At 67.0% G+C, this 16,611-nt stretch carries 14 protein-coding genes and 1 pseudogene; 11 read left to right on the forward strand and 4 right to left on the reverse strand.

The window, feature by feature from the left end; all coding sequences use genetic code 11:
• The first annotated feature begins 201 nt into the window (after positions 1-201).
• Positions 202-909: a DUF6308 family protein gene (locus VF289_RS10150; RefSeq protein WP_330883673.1), complete on the forward strand. Its 708-nt coding sequence runs from the start codon at positions 202-204 to the stop codon at positions 907-909.
• A gap of 148 nt (positions 910-1,057) precedes the next feature.
• Here VF289_RS10150 and VF289_RS10155 read toward each other — a convergent pair.
• Positions 1,058-1,285 (reverse strand): annotated as a pseudogene (locus VF289_RS10155) (substrate-binding domain-containing protein); the annotation flags it as partial.
• 591 nt (positions 1,286-1,876) lie between these two features.
• Here VF289_RS10155 and VF289_RS10160 point away from each other — a divergent pair.
• From VF289_RS10160 to VF289_RS10195, 8 genes are read left to right on the forward strand one after another with little or no spacing between them, the layout of a single operon-like run.
• A complete protein-coding gene (locus tag VF289_RS10160) occupies positions 1,877-3,235 on the forward strand; it encodes a DNA (cytosine-5-)-methyltransferase (protein ID WP_330883675.1) in 1,359 nt (452 codons plus the stop codon).
• Between the two features lie 36 nt (positions 3,236-3,271).
• Positions 3,272-3,718: a very short patch repair endonuclease gene (locus VF289_RS10165; RefSeq protein WP_330883677.1), complete on the forward strand. Its 447-nt coding sequence runs from the start codon at positions 3,272-3,274 to the stop codon at positions 3,716-3,718.
• Between the two features lie 53 nt (positions 3,719-3,771).
• Complete coding sequence (locus VF289_RS10170; RefSeq protein ID WP_330883678.1) at positions 3,772-6,492, forward strand: Z1 domain-containing protein; 2,721 nt, start codon at positions 3,772-3,774, stop codon at positions 6,490-6,492.
• The gene (locus VF289_RS10175) at positions 6,492-7,466 is read left to right on the forward strand and encodes a PD-(D/E)XK motif protein (protein WP_330883680.1); all 975 of its coding nucleotides are present in this window, start codon (positions 6,492-6,494) and stop codon (positions 7,464-7,466) included. Before VF289_RS10170 ends, VF289_RS10175 begins: the two co-directional genes overlap by 1 nt.
• Positions 7,467-7,475: 9 nt before the next feature.
• On the forward strand, positions 7,476-9,377 hold the full coding sequence (locus VF289_RS10180) for a hypothetical protein (protein WP_330883682.1): 1,902 nt from the start codon (positions 7,476-7,478) through the stop codon (positions 9,375-9,377).
• Complete coding sequence (locus VF289_RS10185; protein ID WP_330883684.1) at positions 9,364-10,263, forward strand: hypothetical protein; 900 nt, start codon at positions 9,364-9,366, stop codon at positions 10,261-10,263. Before VF289_RS10180 ends, VF289_RS10185 begins: the two co-directional genes overlap by 14 nt.
• Entirely contained in the window at positions 10,263-11,003 is a 741-nt protein-coding gene (locus VF289_RS10190; RefSeq protein ID WP_330883686.1) for a hypothetical protein, read from the forward strand. Before VF289_RS10185 ends, VF289_RS10190 begins: the two co-directional genes overlap by 1 nt.
• Before the next feature lie 33 nt (positions 11,004-11,036).
• Positions 11,037-11,285, forward strand: a complete 249-nt coding sequence (locus VF289_RS10195) for a hypothetical protein (RefSeq protein ID WP_330883688.1) — start codon at positions 11,037-11,039, stop codon at positions 11,283-11,285.
• Positions 11,286-11,324: 39 nt separating this feature from the next.
• Here the strand turns inward: VF289_RS10195 and VF289_RS10200 are convergent, their stop codons facing one another.
• The 3 genes from VF289_RS10200 to VF289_RS10210 all read right to left on the reverse strand — a co-directional run bounded on the left by VF289_RS10200 (position 11,325) and on the right by VF289_RS10210 (position 14,620).
• Positions 11,325-12,635, reverse strand: coding sequence for an acyltransferase family protein (locus VF289_RS10200; RefSeq protein ID WP_330883690.1), 1,311 nt, complete (start codon positions 12,633-12,635; stop codon positions 11,325-11,327).
• A gap of 93 nt (positions 12,636-12,728) precedes the next feature.
• A complete protein-coding gene (locus VF289_RS10205; RefSeq protein WP_330883692.1) occupies positions 12,729-13,406 on the reverse strand; it encodes a MerR family transcriptional regulator in 678 nt (225 codons plus the stop codon).
• Positions 13,406-14,620, reverse strand: coding sequence for an MFS transporter (locus VF289_RS10210; RefSeq protein ID WP_330883694.1), 1,215 nt, complete (start codon positions 14,618-14,620; stop codon positions 13,406-13,408). Before VF289_RS10210 ends, VF289_RS10205 begins: the two co-directional genes overlap by 1 nt.
• Positions 14,621-14,796: 176 nt before the next feature.
• On the opposite strand from VF289_RS10210, the gene VF289_RS10215 reads away from it, so the two are divergent.
• Both VF289_RS10215 and VF289_RS10220 read left to right on the forward strand, forming a co-directional pair.
• The gene (locus VF289_RS10215) at positions 14,797-15,480 is read left to right on the forward strand and encodes a class I SAM-dependent methyltransferase (RefSeq protein ID WP_330883696.1); all 684 of its coding nucleotides are present in this window, start codon (positions 14,797-14,799) and stop codon (positions 15,478-15,480) included.
• 189 nt (positions 15,481-15,669) lie between these two features.
• Entirely contained in the window at positions 15,670-16,533 is an 864-nt protein-coding gene (locus VF289_RS10220; protein WP_330883698.1) for a CPBP family intramembrane glutamic endopeptidase, read from the forward strand.
• Positions 16,534-16,611: the final 78 nt, after the last annotated feature.

Below are 16,611 nucleotides of genomic sequence, written 5' to 3' on the forward strand. Positions count from 1 at the left end.
GCTTCAGCGTTAGTTGTGGCGTGAGGCGTCGAACTCTCCCGCGATGAGGAGCCTTCTGAGTCGGCAACGCTCGAAGACTCGGAAGTCGCGGGTGATGCAGCGTCATCGCTCCGGACGTCAGGGATTGATCTTAGACTCGTTGTGAGCGTTCGATCTCTGTGCTTCCCTCGACGCCGCTACAACTTCACAAGGAGAACCACTGTGACTGCCGCGCTTCCCGACGAGTTCCAGACATTCCGTCAGCACGTCCTCGATACTGCGAACGAAGAGCAGCTCTTGGACTACCTCAAGACGTACTCCGAGGGCGGGGCCTACACCGGTGCCTATTTCCACGAGCTGACGCACACTGGCCCCGCACATCCCGATCGATTCGACATCAGCGATGTCGCGTCGCTGTCCTTGCTGTCGGTGACGCTGAACGGCCAGATGGCTCACGAGCTCACGAAGAAAGACAAGGAAAGCGATGAGCTTGCGCGAGTGCTCGGACTCGAGCCCGATCGAGATCTCGGTGAACTCACCGTCGATCAGGTGAAAACCTTGAACGGCGACGAAGGGTTGAACCCCGCCTGGAAACTGGTCAATAGAATTCAAGGCGTGGGCCCTACTCGCACATCGAAGCTGCTCGCCCGCAAGAGGCCCCGGCTGATCCCAATCTGGGACAGCGTGATCGCGCGGGTCCTGGGCCTGCCGACGACGAGCTTGTACTGGATCCACTTCCATACCGCTTTGACTCTCGACAATTCCAGCCTCGACAAGAAGCTTTCCGAGCTCGCCGAGAAGGCGGGCGTCGGCGAGCGCTATTCCCGGATACGGGTGCTCGACATCCTCGCGTGGATGTACGGCAAGGACAAGAAGAACTACGAAAGCACCGTCCTCACAGAGCTCGATGCCGAGTCTGATGAGGAGTAGCCGCGGACGCCATCCACACCCGTAGATGCTCAGAGTGCGGATCAAAGCGATCCGGCGGCGCCTGGACCCCCTGCTCAGCGGTGCTCATAGAGACGGAACTGCCGTTGGGAGCCGGCCGAGCGTGAAGTCCTGAGGAACTTGCGGGCACTCAGCCCCGACCCTCACGCCCCGAGCGTGGACTCCCGCACCACCAGGAAACAGGCAGGGTCACCACACCCGTCTCCCTCTCCCCGTTCATCATCCTCAGCAGCGCCTGCGAGGCCATGTGGCCGAGCTTCCGGTACTGCATGTCCACGTTGCTCAGCTGTGGAGTGCACTCGATGGCGGGCACATCCCAGTTGTCGTTGTTGACCACGACGCTATCGTTGGGCACGGTGACGCCGGCCCGGGCCCGCTAGCCCAGGGCGCCGCGTCCGAGTTGGTCGACGGGGATGCGGCCGCCGCAATCACCGGCCATATCGTGGCCGAGAGCATTGGGGTCCACGTCTCGAACCCGCGGCGGGGACCACTCTCGAGGAAGCTCGCCAGGAGCGACTGCAGCCGTAAGGCGAGCTGGCCAGCCGTGGCGCCGGGACGATGCGTGTGTTCCTGTCGACGGCGTGCGCCAACCCCTCCACCGAGCACGATTTCCAGAGCCCCCGCCGAGAACAAATGGCCATGGACGCCGCTGAGACGCTGTGCCCATGGTTGTCTCCAATATTGCGTCTCGCCGATTCTCGACTCCGTTCGTTTCGGCACGTCGAGCCATCGCTCCATCCTGCACACGCGAGCCGCCCCTCTGCGGTCGCAAGACTGAGGATGCTCACCATCCGGGCCTGGCCTGGCCATTTCTATCATTTGTCAGTGGCACGAAGGAGTATGCTGCCAACAGTGGAGCGGCCATCCACCGCTGAGTTCCGAGCCCAGCAGGACCAGCGAGTTCGGGATAGGCTGCAGAACCAAGAGATGAGAACAGTGGAGGTGCTTCGTGCCGAGCTACGTGCTGGGGGAGATGTTCAGCGGTCCCGGTGGGATCGCGCTCGGCGCAGAGCGGGCCAGTACGCAGATCTCGCGTGAGGGCGGCTCGTCGGTCTCGCACGGCTGGGCGGTCGAGTACCACCCCGACACCGCGGACACCTACAGGCGGAACATCCGTGGTGCGAGCGAGGACTCGGTCTTCACCGCGGACGTCCGTGAGTTCGACCTGCGGCAGGTGCCGGAATTCAACTCCTTCGCCTTCGGCTTCCCCTGCAACGACTTCAGCACCGTCGGCGAGCATCGTGGGCTCGAAGGGGACTACGGCGCCCTCTACACCTACGGCGTCCACGCCCTTGCTCTTCACTCACCCGACTGGTTCGTCGCCGAGAACGTCTCCGGTCTGTCCCGAGCGAACGGGGGCATGGCGTTCGGGAAGATCCTCTCCGCTCTCCGCCGGCCCGGCCGCGCCGCCCGTACTGACGGGAACTTCCGAGAGTTCTACGGGGCCGAGGCCGAGGCGGTGGACCCTGACCTCGAGTACGAGCTCGTCGCCAACCTGTACCGCTTCGAGGAGTACGGACTCCCCCAGCGGCGTCACCGATTCATCATCACCGGCATCCGCAAGGATGTGCGCCGGACGCTCCAGAAGGGCTTCCAGGTCCCCGCGCCCACAACGCCCCAGAAATGGCAGCAGACGACCGCTCGCGACGTGATCGAGACGGATCCCATCCATCCTGATGCGTACAACAACCACCAGATCAAACATCGGCAGAGCGTTGTCGATCGACTCAATGCGATCGCACCGGGCAAGAACGCCTTCAACACAGAGTTCGAGGATCCCTCGCTGAGGCTCAATGTGAAGGGCGTGACGCTCAGCAACATCTACCGCCGGCTGTCCGCTGATGAGCCGTCCTACACGGTGACCGGCTCTGGGGGCGGCGGAACCCACATGTACCACTGGGAAGAGCCTCGGGCGCTGACGAACCGGGAGCGAGCACGGCTCCAGACGTTCCCTGACGGCTTCCGCTTCCTCGGGGGCAGTCCGAGTGTCCGACGGCAGATCGGCATGGCGGTGCCGCCGGATGGAGCGCAGGTCGTGATCGAGGCGATGCTCCGGACGATGGACGGCACCGACTACGACAGCGTCCGTCCCAGCCTCGACGCCGACGAGCTCGCCCTCGCCTACGAGCTGTCCGAGCACGCGGAGGAAGCCCAGAAGCACCTCGACATCGCGTTCGCCCCTGCCGCTGCAGCAGACGAGGATTCCACCGGACATCCTCCGCTGGAACTCATCCGCGGAGAGCGCGAGTTGACGGAAGGCGATCCTGCGGTCGCCCGCTCCGCCGGGGCCCAGCGGGCCTCCATCTGAGCGCTTCCTGAGTTCACGTCCGAGGGCATCTACCCCATGAGCCGGAAGTCGCCGAAGGCCAGCAGCGAGAACGCCCGCAGGACGATGCGCGCGAACAAGCGCAAGGACACCTCGATAGAACTCGCGATCCGTCGCCGACTGCATGCATCCGGTCTGCGATATCGCGTCGATCACCCCGCCGACGCCTCTGACCGACGACGTCGGGCCGACATCGTCTTCACACGTGCACGCATCGCGATCTTCATCGACGGTTGCTTCTGGCACGGATGCTCGGAGCATTACGTGGAGCCGAGAGCGAACTCGGAGTATTGGCGGCCCAAGATCGCCAGGAACAGAGAACGCGATCTGGATTCGACACGGCGGCTCCAGGAAGCAGGCTGGAAGGTGATGCGGTTCTGGGAGCACGAGGATCCGGATCTCGTCGCAGCCGAGATCTCCACTGCCGTTCGGTCTCGAGATGAGAAAAAGTCACCAAGTGTCTGACTACCTGGCTAACCTGGGGGAAAGCGCGCGACGAGACGATACGGAGGCCTTGGATGGTGGACGTGGTACTGGAGGGTGGACGGTTCGAGCAGGCGCTCGCCGCGTACGAGGGGATGTTCAGATCCCGAGCCGGCGAGCTCAACCAGGATGTCGCGCACAGAGAATGCCTCGCGCTCATCGAGCAGATATTTCCCGGGTTCCACACGGCCTTCGAGTCCTACGAGGACGAGAAGCGCAACAGCGTCGAACGGATCAAGGTCGGAAGCCTCATCCGCAAGGATGGGGGACGACCCGACTGGTACAGCGGCGCCAAGACACAGGTCGGCGAATGGCCCGACTACAGGGATCGACTCGTGAAGTCCGGTCTCCCTGCGGCCGCCATCGATTCGATCCACTCATCGACAGAGCGGATCCTTTCGCGCAGCGCGAACCCCAAAGCCGTCGGCGATCGGCGCAAGGGTCTCGTCATCGGCTACGTGCAGTCGGGGAAGACAGCGAACTTCACGGGTCTCATCTCCAAGGCGGTGGATGAGGGGTACCGAATCGTCATCGTTCTTGCCGGGATGTACACGAACCTCCGCGTCCAGACGCAGCTTCGACTCGAGAAGGACCTCGACCTCGCGACGGTTCGCGACAGACGCGGCCTCGCGCTGCACAGGTTCACCGGTGCTCACGCCGACATGGGGAAGAACACCAGCCCAGACCTCATCTCGACCACGAGCAATGTCGCCATCATGGTGGTGAAGAAGCATGAGATGCGACTGGCCAACGTCACGAAGTTCCTGAGATCCATTCCGGATGACCTCCTCGGCCATCGCCCCGTGCTGATCATCGACGACGAGTCGGACCAGGCCACCCCCAACACGATGGGATCCAAGGACCTCGTCTCGACGATCAATCGGAGGATTCGAGATCTCTGGGCCGCCGTGCCGACGGGTACCTACGTCGCATACACCGCGACTCCCTTCGCGAACGTCTTCATCGATCCCTCCGATGACGGCGACCTGTACCCGGAGGACTTCGTATCCGTCCTTCCGAAGCCGAGCGGCTACATGGGGTCAGAACTCTTCTTCGACGTGCACCAGACCTTCAGCAACGACGAGGACGAGATGATCCATCGCCTCGCCCACGAGGTTCCGGAGCACGAGGCGTCGGTCTTCACCCCCAAGCCGAAGAAGATCGACGAGTTCGAGCCAGAGATGACCGAGTCACTGGCAACGGCCATCCGCTGGTTCATCCTCGCCACCGCCGTCCGCGAGATGCGTTCGGGAGGCGTCAATGACTCCTCGATGCTGGTCCACACGTCGCAGCTGATCCGTGTCCATGAGCGCACCAAGGAGGTCATCGCGCAATTCATCTCGGAGATGGCCCTCGAGGTTGACGATCAAGAAGGCACTTTCCGAGAGCTCTTCGAGACAGAGATCGACAACGCGGCGCCGTTGCGCGGTGACGAGACCGTCCCAGAGTGGACGGATCTCTGGCCGATTGCGAAGAAGGTTCTCGAAGGGGTCGTCGTCAAGATCGACAACGGAGCTTCCGACGACCGCCTCATCTACGAGCCCGGGAGTCCCAAGACCGTCATCGCCGTCGGTGGCGGCACCCTGTCCCGAGGGCTCACCCTCGAGGGCCTGGTGGTCTCCTACTTCCTCCGCTCCAGCAACTCCTACGACACGCTGCTGCAGATGGGGCGATGGTTCGGATTCCGCCCCGGATACGCCGACCTCGTCCGAGTCTGGATGGGGCCGGGGCTTCTCGATGAGTATGCGCACCTCGCGGCGGTCGAGAAGCAGCTCCGCGACGAGGTCGTCGAGATGGAGAAGGAACGACGCACACCACGGGAGTTCGCGATCAAGGTGAGGAGCCACCCCGGCCGCCTCGAGATCACGAGCAAGAACAAGATGGACTCCGTGAAACTCGTCCGTGCCGGGCTCGGCGGCACTCGCAGGCAGACGATCTACCTTGATCGCTCCGCCCCTGGCAGGAACGTCGGCTATCAGGCCGCGGCAGATCTGGTTCGACGGGCTCTCGACCGGGGCGTCCCGACGCTCACCCGCGGTGCACATGTCTCGCGCAAGTACCCGTCACTCATGTTCCAGGGCCTGACGAACGACGATGTCGTGAAGTTCCTCGAGGACTACTGGGTCGCTCCGACGGACAGGTGGCTGCAGCCCGACGGAATGCGCGGATGGCTGGACCGCCACGGAGACGGGGCCGCGTGGAACCTCGTCCTCGTCTCAGGCTCGGGCGGCGGCGAGAAGATCCATGAGTACGCCGACGGAATCACGGTCGCCACATCTCGGCGCACCCCTCTGAAGCCCGAATACTGGTCGCCGGACCGCCTCGACGCGGATCTCCCTCCGGAGTCCGACCTGGTCAACATCCGCGCCCTGATGTCTGGAGATGATTACCTCCTCGATCTCAGGATGCTCGCTGACCAGGGGCAGCTCACGGCGGAGGACATCAAGATCTTGGACGCTGTGGACAAGAGTTCGGCAGGCGCGGTGAAGGCCGCTCGCTCACTGATCCGCCCGCGGGAGGGCACAATCCTCCTCTATGCGATCGACGGAGATTCTCAGCCGGCTCCGAAGTCGACGACGAGGACCGGGATGGGCTCCGCCGGGCCTCTTATCGGCCTCGGGGTGGTCTTCCCCCATGCAGAAGCTGAGGACCCGGGAGAATACTGGGCCGTGGATCTCGACGATCAGGACCCCGATCTGGAGCCGACGACGCTGAAGGATGAAGAGGGCGATTTCGAGCCGGAGCGTGAAGGCTGATGCCAGGAGGACATTCTCGGGTCCAGTCGGCGTACGAGAAGCTTCGCGTCGAACACGTCGCAGAGGGAGAGTCAGCGAGCACCCTGCTCGGGCCTTCTGGCCGACTCCGGGACGCGATCCTCGTGAAGGATCACGTCGGGCTCATCCATCTGATGGCGCACCTTCCCGAAGATCGCGAACGGTTCGATGTCCCTCTGGGTCGGGTTCTCCGCGCGACCTGGGTGGAAGCTGACGGCGGCGACGGCCCCGCAATAGCCCTGGACATCGTGTGTCTCGATGCTCGGCTGATCCGCACCTTCCTCTCTCTCGTCGGCGAGATGCTCGACCGATCCGACACGAGCGGCCGCCCATGCATCGATGAGCTGATAGAGGTGCTCGAGTCGTGGCGCGCGGCTCTGGCCCGCGCCCGCAACGTGATGGATCGGAACCGCATCGTCGGAATATTCGGCGAGCTCACGGTCCTCGAGCAGCTCGCCCGAAGAGATCCACAGGCCGCTCTGGCGGCGTGGGGAGGCCGGAAGGGGGCGAGGCATGACTTCGCTCGCACCAACGCGCTCGAGGTCAAGACCCTGACCGGTTCCGGAAGCCCTGCCGTCACGATCCATGGCGAGTCACAGCTCGAACCACCGACGAATGCTCAACTCCATCTGGTCGCCTTCAGGGTCGTGGACAGCGCCTCCGGGGAGTCCGTCGAGGAGCTCACGGATCGCATCACCTCTCATGGCGTGCCCCGCGAGGAGATCCTGAGGACCCTGGGGGATGACGCTCCGGGCGAGGAGGACAGACGCCGACGCTTCGAGATCGAGGAGACGCGACTCCATGTCGTAGGGGATGACTTCCCCGGTATCCGGGCGACCCGGTTGGATGCCTCCACACTTCGCGGGGTGTCGGAGCTGAGTTATCGACTCTCGCTCGATTCCTGTCCCGGCGAGCTCGTTCCGAGCGAGCTCGTACGAGTGCTCGAGGAGCTCTGACCCGACCTGATGATCCAGCCCCTGCAGTGGTTCCCGAAGCGCTTCTCTCCCGGTGACATGGACGCCTCCGGCGGAGATCGGTTGCTCGGGAAGACAGAGCTCTCCCGCCTCGCCGTCGTGGTCCGCGAGACGGCCCAGAACAGCTGGGACGCGAGGCGCCCGAACGGGAGACCGGTCTTCGGCGTCAGCCTCCGTCGGACGGACTTCCGTCTCCGAGAGGACATCGCGACGCTCCTCTCCGAAGGCCGCATCAAGGACCTCAACACACTGAGTCGCCGCTCCAACTTCAGGATCCTCGAGATCTACGACCGCGGGACGAAGGGCCTCGACGGGCCCGCAGACCTCTCCCCCACCGGCAAAGGGCGGTCCGCGCGGTTCCAGGACCTGATCCTCAAGTTCGGCGTCTCGCACAACAACGGCACCACCGGTGGCACCTACGGATTCGGCAAGACGGCCGCCTTCGCGTTCAGCGGGATCGGTACTGTCGTGTACTGGACGCGCTGTCGGAATCCGGAGGGCGAGATCGAGGACCGTCTGATCGTCTCCGCGTTCGGCGAGTCCTACCAGGACAAGGGGATCCAGTACACCGGTCGCCACTGGTGGGGAGCCACCTCCGAGGACGGAGACTCTGTCGTCCCTCTGATAGGGCCGTCGGCCGTCGAGCTGGCGGCGAAGCTCTTCGAGCGCGGATTCGAGGACGGAGAGACCGGAACCTCGATCCTGATCCTCGACCCGACGATCGCAGACGAGGACGACCACGAATCGTCGACCGGTGAGCCGCTCGACCGGTTCGACAGCGACGCCGTCGAGATGGAGACCGACTTCGCCCGTCGCGCCCGCCACGCGATCCGGGCGAACCTCTGGCCGAAAATGGTCCCCGCACCCGGCGAGACGGATGCACCGATGAAGATGGAGCTGCGCGTGAACGGCGAGCCCGTCGATCTCGGCGATGCCGACACTGGGGCTCTCTCGCTCTGGGGAGCCGGCTTGAACGCGATCCGCTCCACGCGTGCCGGGGCCGGGGCCGAGCCCCAGGGGCTGCCGGTCAAGGTCATCGAGATCATCCGGAATCGTAAGGTCATCGGCCATCTCGCAGTGGTCAGACGAGTGCCCGGGATCGAGCCGTATCTCGAGTTCGATGATCTCGATCCCTCCCGGGGGGACGACTCCCGGTTGCTGCGCATCGCCCTGATGCGCGGGCAGGCAGAGTTGGTCGTCACGACTGTGGACTGGGTGCAGCGGGATGCTCCGGCCGGCATGGACTGGCTGGCCGTCTTCAAGTCCGCCGATGACTTCGACGAGTACTACGCCGAAGCCGAGCCGCCCGCCCATGACAACTGGGTGACTGAAGGCTCCAGCAGCGAGTCGTCCAAGATCATCCGTCACACGAAGACGCGGGTGCGTCAGCGCATCACGGAGGAGATCCACCCCGAGCCCGAGGTCTTCGAGTCGGTGCCCGCCGGCAGATCGCTCTCCACAGGAGGACTCTCCCGTCGGCTCGGCGCGATCCTCCCTGCCCTGGCGCCGCAGTTGTCAGGTGATGGCAGAGATCGCCCGACCGGTCGCCGCCGAGCGAGCACGAAGCAGCGCTGGACCGTCGAAGCGGATGCTCCTCGCCTGATGCACACGGACCCTGAGGGTCGACAGCTCCAGGAGATCAGGTTCGTCGTCAAGGGCGACGGCCCGTTCGGACGGGTCAAGCTTGGTGTGAGCCTCCTGGGCGATGAAGGCCTCCATGAGCGAGTGCCTCCCGAAGAGCTGGGCATCTCCTGGAGCCCCGCACTGGTCCCGGACAGCGTCGATTCCGCACGGGTTCGAACGGACGAGATCGCCGCGGTGAAGTTCTTCGGCGCCCCCCGCCGCGCTCTGCGTGTCGAGCTCACAGCAGGAGGAATCGATGGCCGTTCTTGAGTCGAGGCCCTTCCTCGCCCCCGCCCGCACAACGGTCACGACCGAGCTCGAGGTGATCGAGCCCGTCTCCACGGTCGAGGACCTATCCGAGGTGTGGGAGCCCGGGCAGCGCATCGTGCTGAGATGCCGAGCCGAGCTCGCTCCAGAGTTCTGGTCCCAGACCGGGATTCCGAGCACGGAACCCGTCATGCTCGTCGGCAATGCCACGTGCCTGCCTGCTCGAGCTACCTGGCGGTCAACGGCGACCTTCGCCGAGAGTGATGGACGATGGACCGCGGAAGCCCTGGTCGAGATCGACGGCGGAGTCATCGCAGTCGAGGTCCTCGCGGACATCTGGATCGTGGGTCCTGCCCGCACCGGAAGCAACGATCCCAACAACGCGATCCACTCCGGAGCGAAGCTGTGGCAACGAGCAAGCCCCGTGAAGATCCAGCTCGAGAACGACGACGCGGCGTTCCCCACGACCGCGATCTCCTTCTCCCAGACCGGCCGCGGGGACGTCCCCTGGATCGTCGAGCCCAGCCTCGATGCCGACCCGACGCACAGCGTGAGCTCGGCGATCCGTCTCTACATCAACAGCGACTCGCACCTCGCCGAGGACATCCTCGACGGCACCGCGACCGAGGACATCTACGCCCTGATCCAGAGCGACATCCACCTGGTCGTGTTCCACCGGCTGGCCAACTGGCGCGATGCGATGCCCCCGCAGCAGATGGAGGACATCGCGGAGCATGACCACGAGACCCTCGCCGCGCTCGGGGCCGCACTGGCTCGTGACATCGGACTGCCGCTCAGCGAAGCGCTGAGACTGGCCAAGGAGGAGCCCACGAAGCTGATCGCCCGATCCCGTGAGGCCCTGCGTTTCGGAAGGACGGATGAGCCCTGATGAGCAGGATCTACCCGCAGCTCGCACGCGATGAGGCCGTCGTGACCCTCAAGGAGCTCGAGGACCGACTCAAAGGTGGATCGCAGCCGAAGTCGCTGCCGGATGGAACGCTCCACCCGAAGACCAGCTTCAACGGCTTCGGAGGTACGCCGGTCAACGTGAGCCGCCTCCGCGAGATGCACCGTTCCTTGAAGCAGGTCCTGGATGCCGTCCCCGAGGGTGGGCGCGACGCCGACCGGAAGTTCGATGCGACCGCCGGTCGCTTCCTCGTCGACTGGTTCGAGACCGACGGCAGGGGTCAGGCGTCCAACCCCGAGATCTGGCCTTACCTGACCATCCTGGTGCTCCCCGACCTCGCGGTGCGACGGTTCGGTCCTGACAGCTCGGGCAAGCTCCCAAAGGACCGCTACCTCTCCGGACGGCGGAACATCTTCTACCGCGCCTATTTGCGGTCCTGGATCCTAGGCGACCTGCTCTCGGACCCCGATCTGCCTCTGTACGAGGACGACCTCGTCGGACTGGTGGATCGCAATCTCTCCGCAGACCATCGGGTGTCCCGCATCATCGCGGAACAGATCCGGTCCCTTGCCGGGAACGAGAACCGACGCGACCTGGTTCGCGGCGGCCTCAAGGCCATCCAGTTCGAGCTGCGGGTCACCGATCTCTCCTCGCTGGATGATTCAGGTGTCCGCGACGCCGTCGGGCTCGCCTTCCTCGGCCCGCGGGTCCGAACGCACTGATCGTAAGAACCACACTTCCTCGGAGGCATTGCTATGGCGCTCATCCGCGAGTTCATCCCTCTCAACGGCCAAGGATCCGTGCACCAGAAAGAAACAGACGCAGGTTGGGCGAAAGTGCTGAACGGCGATGAGACTCTCCTCTACATCGCAACCTACGGTTCCCAAGAGAGGGTCTCGAAGCCCAAGCCGAGCCAGGTAATCCAGCTGGATCGTGCACGAGCGGCTGAGCTGATCAAGATCATCGAAGGAGTCTTCCCCGGCGTCCGCGCCGCGGACGACTGACCAGCAGTCCTCGTGGCGTGACGTAGCTCGAAATCCCGCTCAGTCTTTCTCGGACCGCTTCCGCGCACCCAGTACGCGTAACGCCACCATCCCCACTCCAGGCAGCAACGGCCACACCCACGCCACGCCGCCCTCCCCCACGGTGCCCACCGACGCCATCACCGCGAGCGAGGCGATCACGAGGACCGACGCCACGACAGGCATCCACACGGGCGGTGCAGGTCGCGCATCGGCCCGCGGCGTCTCGAACCGCCCCATCACCAGCACCACCACCCCGGTGAGCCCCAACAGCACCAGCGCCCACAGCGGCCGAGTCGCCCACCACGCCCCGCTCAGCGGCTCGGGCAGCAGCGCCCGGGCATCCAGCGCGAGCAGCAGGTGCGCCACCCCCACCATCACGGTGAGGTGCCACAGGAACCAGGTCATGATCCGCTGGTTCACGAGCACGGTCACGAACCACAGCCAGGGCCGCCGCAGAGTTGCCGTGAGCGGCTTCTCGAGCAACAGCACGAGACCCGCCTGCAACATTCCCAGGAACGCCATGGTGATTCGAGTGGGGCTGGAGTTGGAGATCTCGTCGGCAGCGGAGGTGACCATCGAGACCGGATACGGACCCACCAGCACGAGCAGCAGCAGGCCCACCAGTCCGATCGCGGCGAGCAGCAGGCGTCGGCCTGACCCGGCGAGCCGCCCGTCGAGCCAGGCGTAGCCGACCTGGTGGAACACCGCCCAGACCAGCAGATAGTTCGGGTAGCCGAGCAGCGGCTGCTCGGCGGCGATGCTGAGGGCGTCCACGGCGCCGGCGAGCGCGATGCCGCCCACGATCGACCACCACCCGAACCGCTCCCACAGCACGAGGCATGGGGGCGCGACCAGGATGACCATCAGATAGGCGGCGAGGAACCAGGTGGGGATCAGCGCCATCTGGGAGGCGATCTGCACAGTGGCGTTCGGGGCCCCGGCGAGAACCGCGACGATGCTGATCACGAGCCAGGCCAGCAGCAGTGGGATCAGGGGGATGCCGAGGCGGCGCAGCCGGGTGCGCAGCCACTCGGCGTAGCCCACGTCCTTCCGTCGGGCGGAGCGCCAGGAGAGCGCGTTGGAGTAGCCGCCCACCAGGAAGAAGATCGGCATCACCTGGAACACCCAGGTGAGCGGGTGGGTCCAGGCGGCGCCGTCGAGCACGCCGTGGGGCAGGATCCCGCCGTCGGCGTCGACCGCGATGATCGTCCAGTGCCCGAGCACCACCACGGTGATCGCGGCGGCGCGCAGGAAGTCGACCACGCGGTTGCGGGACTCCGGGGTGGCGGCGTCGATCCGCTGGGCGCGGCTGAGGCCGGAGGTGGTCACGGGCGTGTCCCTTCGTCGTCCGCCGGCGTAGGCCGAGGAGACGGGCCACGAGATCCGCTGGTGGTGGCCGAACTGTACCGGAGGCGGACCCGCTCAGGCCTGGCGTCGCAGGAACTCGCACTGACGCGCGTTGAGACTGCGTTCGACGAGCTCGAGCAGCAGCTGCTCTTGAGCCCGAGGCAGCGACGGCAGCTCCTCGCCGAGTCCGGCGAAGAACCCACGGATCCGGTCCCAGAGCTCCTCGAGCTCGGCCTCGGGGGTGTCGGCGTCGAGCGCGTCGAAACGCTCCTGCAGGGCGGCTACCGCCTCGCGCGTGCCCGGCTCGGTGAGCGCCTCGACCAGGCGGAGGAAGGGCTCGTGGTCGCGGTACAGGTTGGCGAGCAGGATCGCCGGGGGCACGTCGGTCGCCTCGTTGGTCAGGGCCGCTGCCTCGCGGGACAGCCCCACATGCCCGCCCGCGCGGGCCTGTGCCAGGCGTTCGCGACGCTCCGTGAGCAGCTCGATCTGGGTGGCGAGGTCGCGGTCGGCTGCCTCCAGCACCTCCTCGTCGGCCTGCGGGGAGGGGCCGGCGGCGAGCGCGCCGGCCGCGGCGAGGCTCAGCCCTGATGCAGTCAGCTGGCGGATCCTCAGTGCCGTGACCAGGTCGTCGGCCGAGTAGTCGCGGTACCCGTTGGCGCGCCGGGGTGGCTCCGGCAGAGCCCCCGCCTGGTGGTAGTAGCGGATCGTGCGCACGCTGACGCCTGCGAGATCGGCGAGTTCGGCGATGCGCATCAGGGTCTCTCCGTTCCGAGTCGGCGAAGGCGGCGGGTGAACAGGGCGGCCACGACGGTGAGCAGCCACAGCCCGGCGAGCACCGCCGCGGTGAGCCCCAGGCTGCCGAACTCGATGAGGACGGACGCGAGGCCGATGCCCACGGCGGGCACCAGGGTCATGATGGCGTTCTGGGCGCCGAGCACGGTGCCCCGTCGGCCCTCGTCGACCGCCTCGACGAAGGTCAGGCCCACCACCGCGTTCATGGACCCGGCCCCCAGGCCCACGATCGCCGCGCCGATGAGCACGATCACCGTGGACTCCAGCGTAGCGAGCACGGCAAGACCCGCCGCGATCACCAGGATCCCGGCGATCAGCCAGGCCCGGCGGGGCAGCCGGGCACCAGCCGCGGCGAACAGGCCTCCGCCCACCAGCATTCCGGCGGCCAGGGCGCTGAGCACGAAGCCCACCGCCTCCCCCTCACCCCGGAACGCGAAGTGGACCGGGATCACCATGCCCTGGAAGGCGGCGAGCACCACCGCGAGCGCCAGGAGCAGCAGCACCAGGGCGCGCAGCAGCGGGGTGCGGACGATGAGACGGAGACCGTGGAGCATCGCGCCGGCGCTCGAGCGGAGCCCGTCGGCCGGGGTCTCGGACCGCTCGTGCGCGGCGGCGCGGGCGGGGATCAGCAGGGTGATCAGGGCGGCGAGCGCGGCGATGCCCGCGGTCACCCACATCACGGCGACGGGTTCGAGCGTGGCGACCAGCAGTCCGGCGGCGGCGGGACCCAGCAGCATCGAGATTCCGCCGAGCGATTCGCGCAGCCCGATGAGGCGCGCGGGGTCGATGCCGCCGGCACGGGCGAGCGACGGGAGCATGGCGTCGCGGGCGGTGACCCCGGGGACGTCCCCGAAGGAGTTCAGCACCGCGATCGCGATGAACCATCCCAGGTTCAGGCCGATCGTCAGCTCGATGAGCGGCAGCAGCGCCAGGGCCAGCGCGGAGATCACGTCGGCGAGGATCGCAGCGGTGCGGCGGTTGATGCGGTCCACCAGGGAGCCCATCAGCAGCCCGGCGAGCGCCGACGGCACCGCGGCGGAGAACGCCACCGCTCCGGCGCCCAGAGGGCTGCCCGTGGTGAACAGCACCAGCAGCGGCAGGGCGATCGCAGTGACCGAGTTGCCCAGCAGAGACGTTCCATAGGAGGCGAGGTACGGGAGGACGATGCGAGTCATGACAGGAAGTCGACACGTTGACAACGCGTCAGGGTCAAGGGCCGACGGGGCCGGCCGATGCCCGGGCGTGGCGGACGTCTCCCCGCGGTGCGCCGCGCGCAACACAGCATCCCCGCAGCGGGGCGCTCCCGGCACGCACCCTGTCCCGGGCGATCGTCGTCTGGAAGGCTCCTGCCATGACCACACACCAGCACCAGCACTCCGCCGCGCACGCCGGCCACTCCGCCCCGGATCCGTCCCTCACCCCCGTCGAGCACTGGGAGCAGCGCTACTCCGGCAAGGAGCGCGTCTGGTCCGGGCGGGTGAACGCCACGCTCGCGGACGTGGTCGGCGGCTTCGAGCCCGGCACCTCGATCGACCTCGGCTGCGGAGAGGGCGGGGACGTGCTGTGGCTGGCCGAGCAGGGATGGCAGGCCCGGGGCCTGGACATCTCCGAGACCGCCGTCAGCCGCGCCCGCGCCGAAGCCGACGCGCGCGGCCTGGACGGCGCTGTCTTCACCGCGACGGACCTCGACGCCTGGCAGCCGGAACCGGGCACCGTCGACCTCGTGACCGCGTCGTTCTTCCAGTCGGAGGTGGCACTGGAGCGGATCGAGGTGCTGCGCCGCGCCGCCACCGCGCTGCGCCCCGGCGGGCACCTGGTGACCATCTCCCATGCGGCGCCGCCGTCGTGGGCCCACAATCCTCCCGCCCTCCTGCTCGAGCGCATGATCGACGTGCACACGGAGGCGGAGAAGCTCGCCCGGCCCGTCGAGGACTGGGAGGTGGAGGTCGCCGAGGAGCGACGGCGCCCCGCCGCCAGCCCGGATGGTGCGCCCGGGGAGCACGTCGACGCGGTGCTGGTGCTGCGTCGGCGCTGATCAGCCGCAGCCGTCAGTGTGTGATGGTCTCTGGTGAGGCAGTCCCCGCATGATGCCTCCCCCTCCTTTCGGAGGTGGTGCGGCGGCATGCGCGCTCCGTAGGCTCCTCGACGTCGCCTCGGTGCCGGCTCCGTCGCACCCTGGCGCACTGCCCCTCGACGCGCCCACCACCGGAAGGCGACCGCTCCCGTGCCACGGATCGACGAGTCCGCGTCCGCGCGACCCCGTGGGATCCCCTCCGCGGCATGGCGGATCGCGCTCGCAATGCTCCCGCTCGGTGCGGGGCTCGCCGTCCTGCCGTCACTGCTGCCCGCCGCGCCCGACCCCTCGGACTCGACCACGCTCATGCTCCGGATCGCCGCCGGGTGCGCGCTGAGCGCGCTGACGCTGGCGGTGATCCTGTGGCTGGTCCGTCACGGACAGGGCCTGCGGATGCATGACGCCGGGCTGACGAGCCCGCGCGCCGGGTGGCTGCTCGCCCTCTGGGGAGCGCTGCTGTGGAGCGTACCGGCGGCGGCGACGTTCGGCGTGCTCGGGCTCCTCGGCGCCCCGCTGACCCTCACCGTTCCGGGGCCCGACCTGGTGCGGACCGTGCTCCTGCTGCTCCTCGCCGTGCTGGCCGTCGAGGCGGTGCCCGAGGAGGCGGTGTTCCGCGGCTACGTCACGCATGCGCTCGGGACGCTCACCCGGGGCTGGAGGGTCATCCTCGTCCAGGCGCTGCTGTTCACGCTGTTCGGAGCGCTCCTGCGCCAGAGCTGGGACCCGGTGGACCTCTCCCTGTTCCTCGTGATGGGGCTCGGGTTCGGCTGGCTCCGCTTGGTCACCGGCTCGATCTGGATGTCCGTCGGCTTCCACGCCGCCTTCCAGACCGGAGCCCAGCTGGTCCTCACCCACGAGGGGGTCGCCTTCGCGGCCGGCACCGGCACGGCCATGCTCGCCCTGGGCATGGTCCCCTTCACCGTCGCGGCGGTCGTCACCTCGACGCTCGGGATCCCCCGTGCGGTGCAGGAGGGGTCGCGCACACCGCACGAGCAGACCGGTTCGACGGCCTGAGTGCACCGGTCGAACAGACCCGCGGGGCGCCGTCGGTCCGCGCCGCGCCGGGTAGATTCCGTGGCACGAACTCCGCCG

It is taken from the genome of Brachybacterium sp., assembly GCF_036379615.1.
Classification (GTDB): Bacteria; Actinomycetota; Actinomycetes; order Actinomycetales; family Dermabacteraceae; genus Brachybacterium.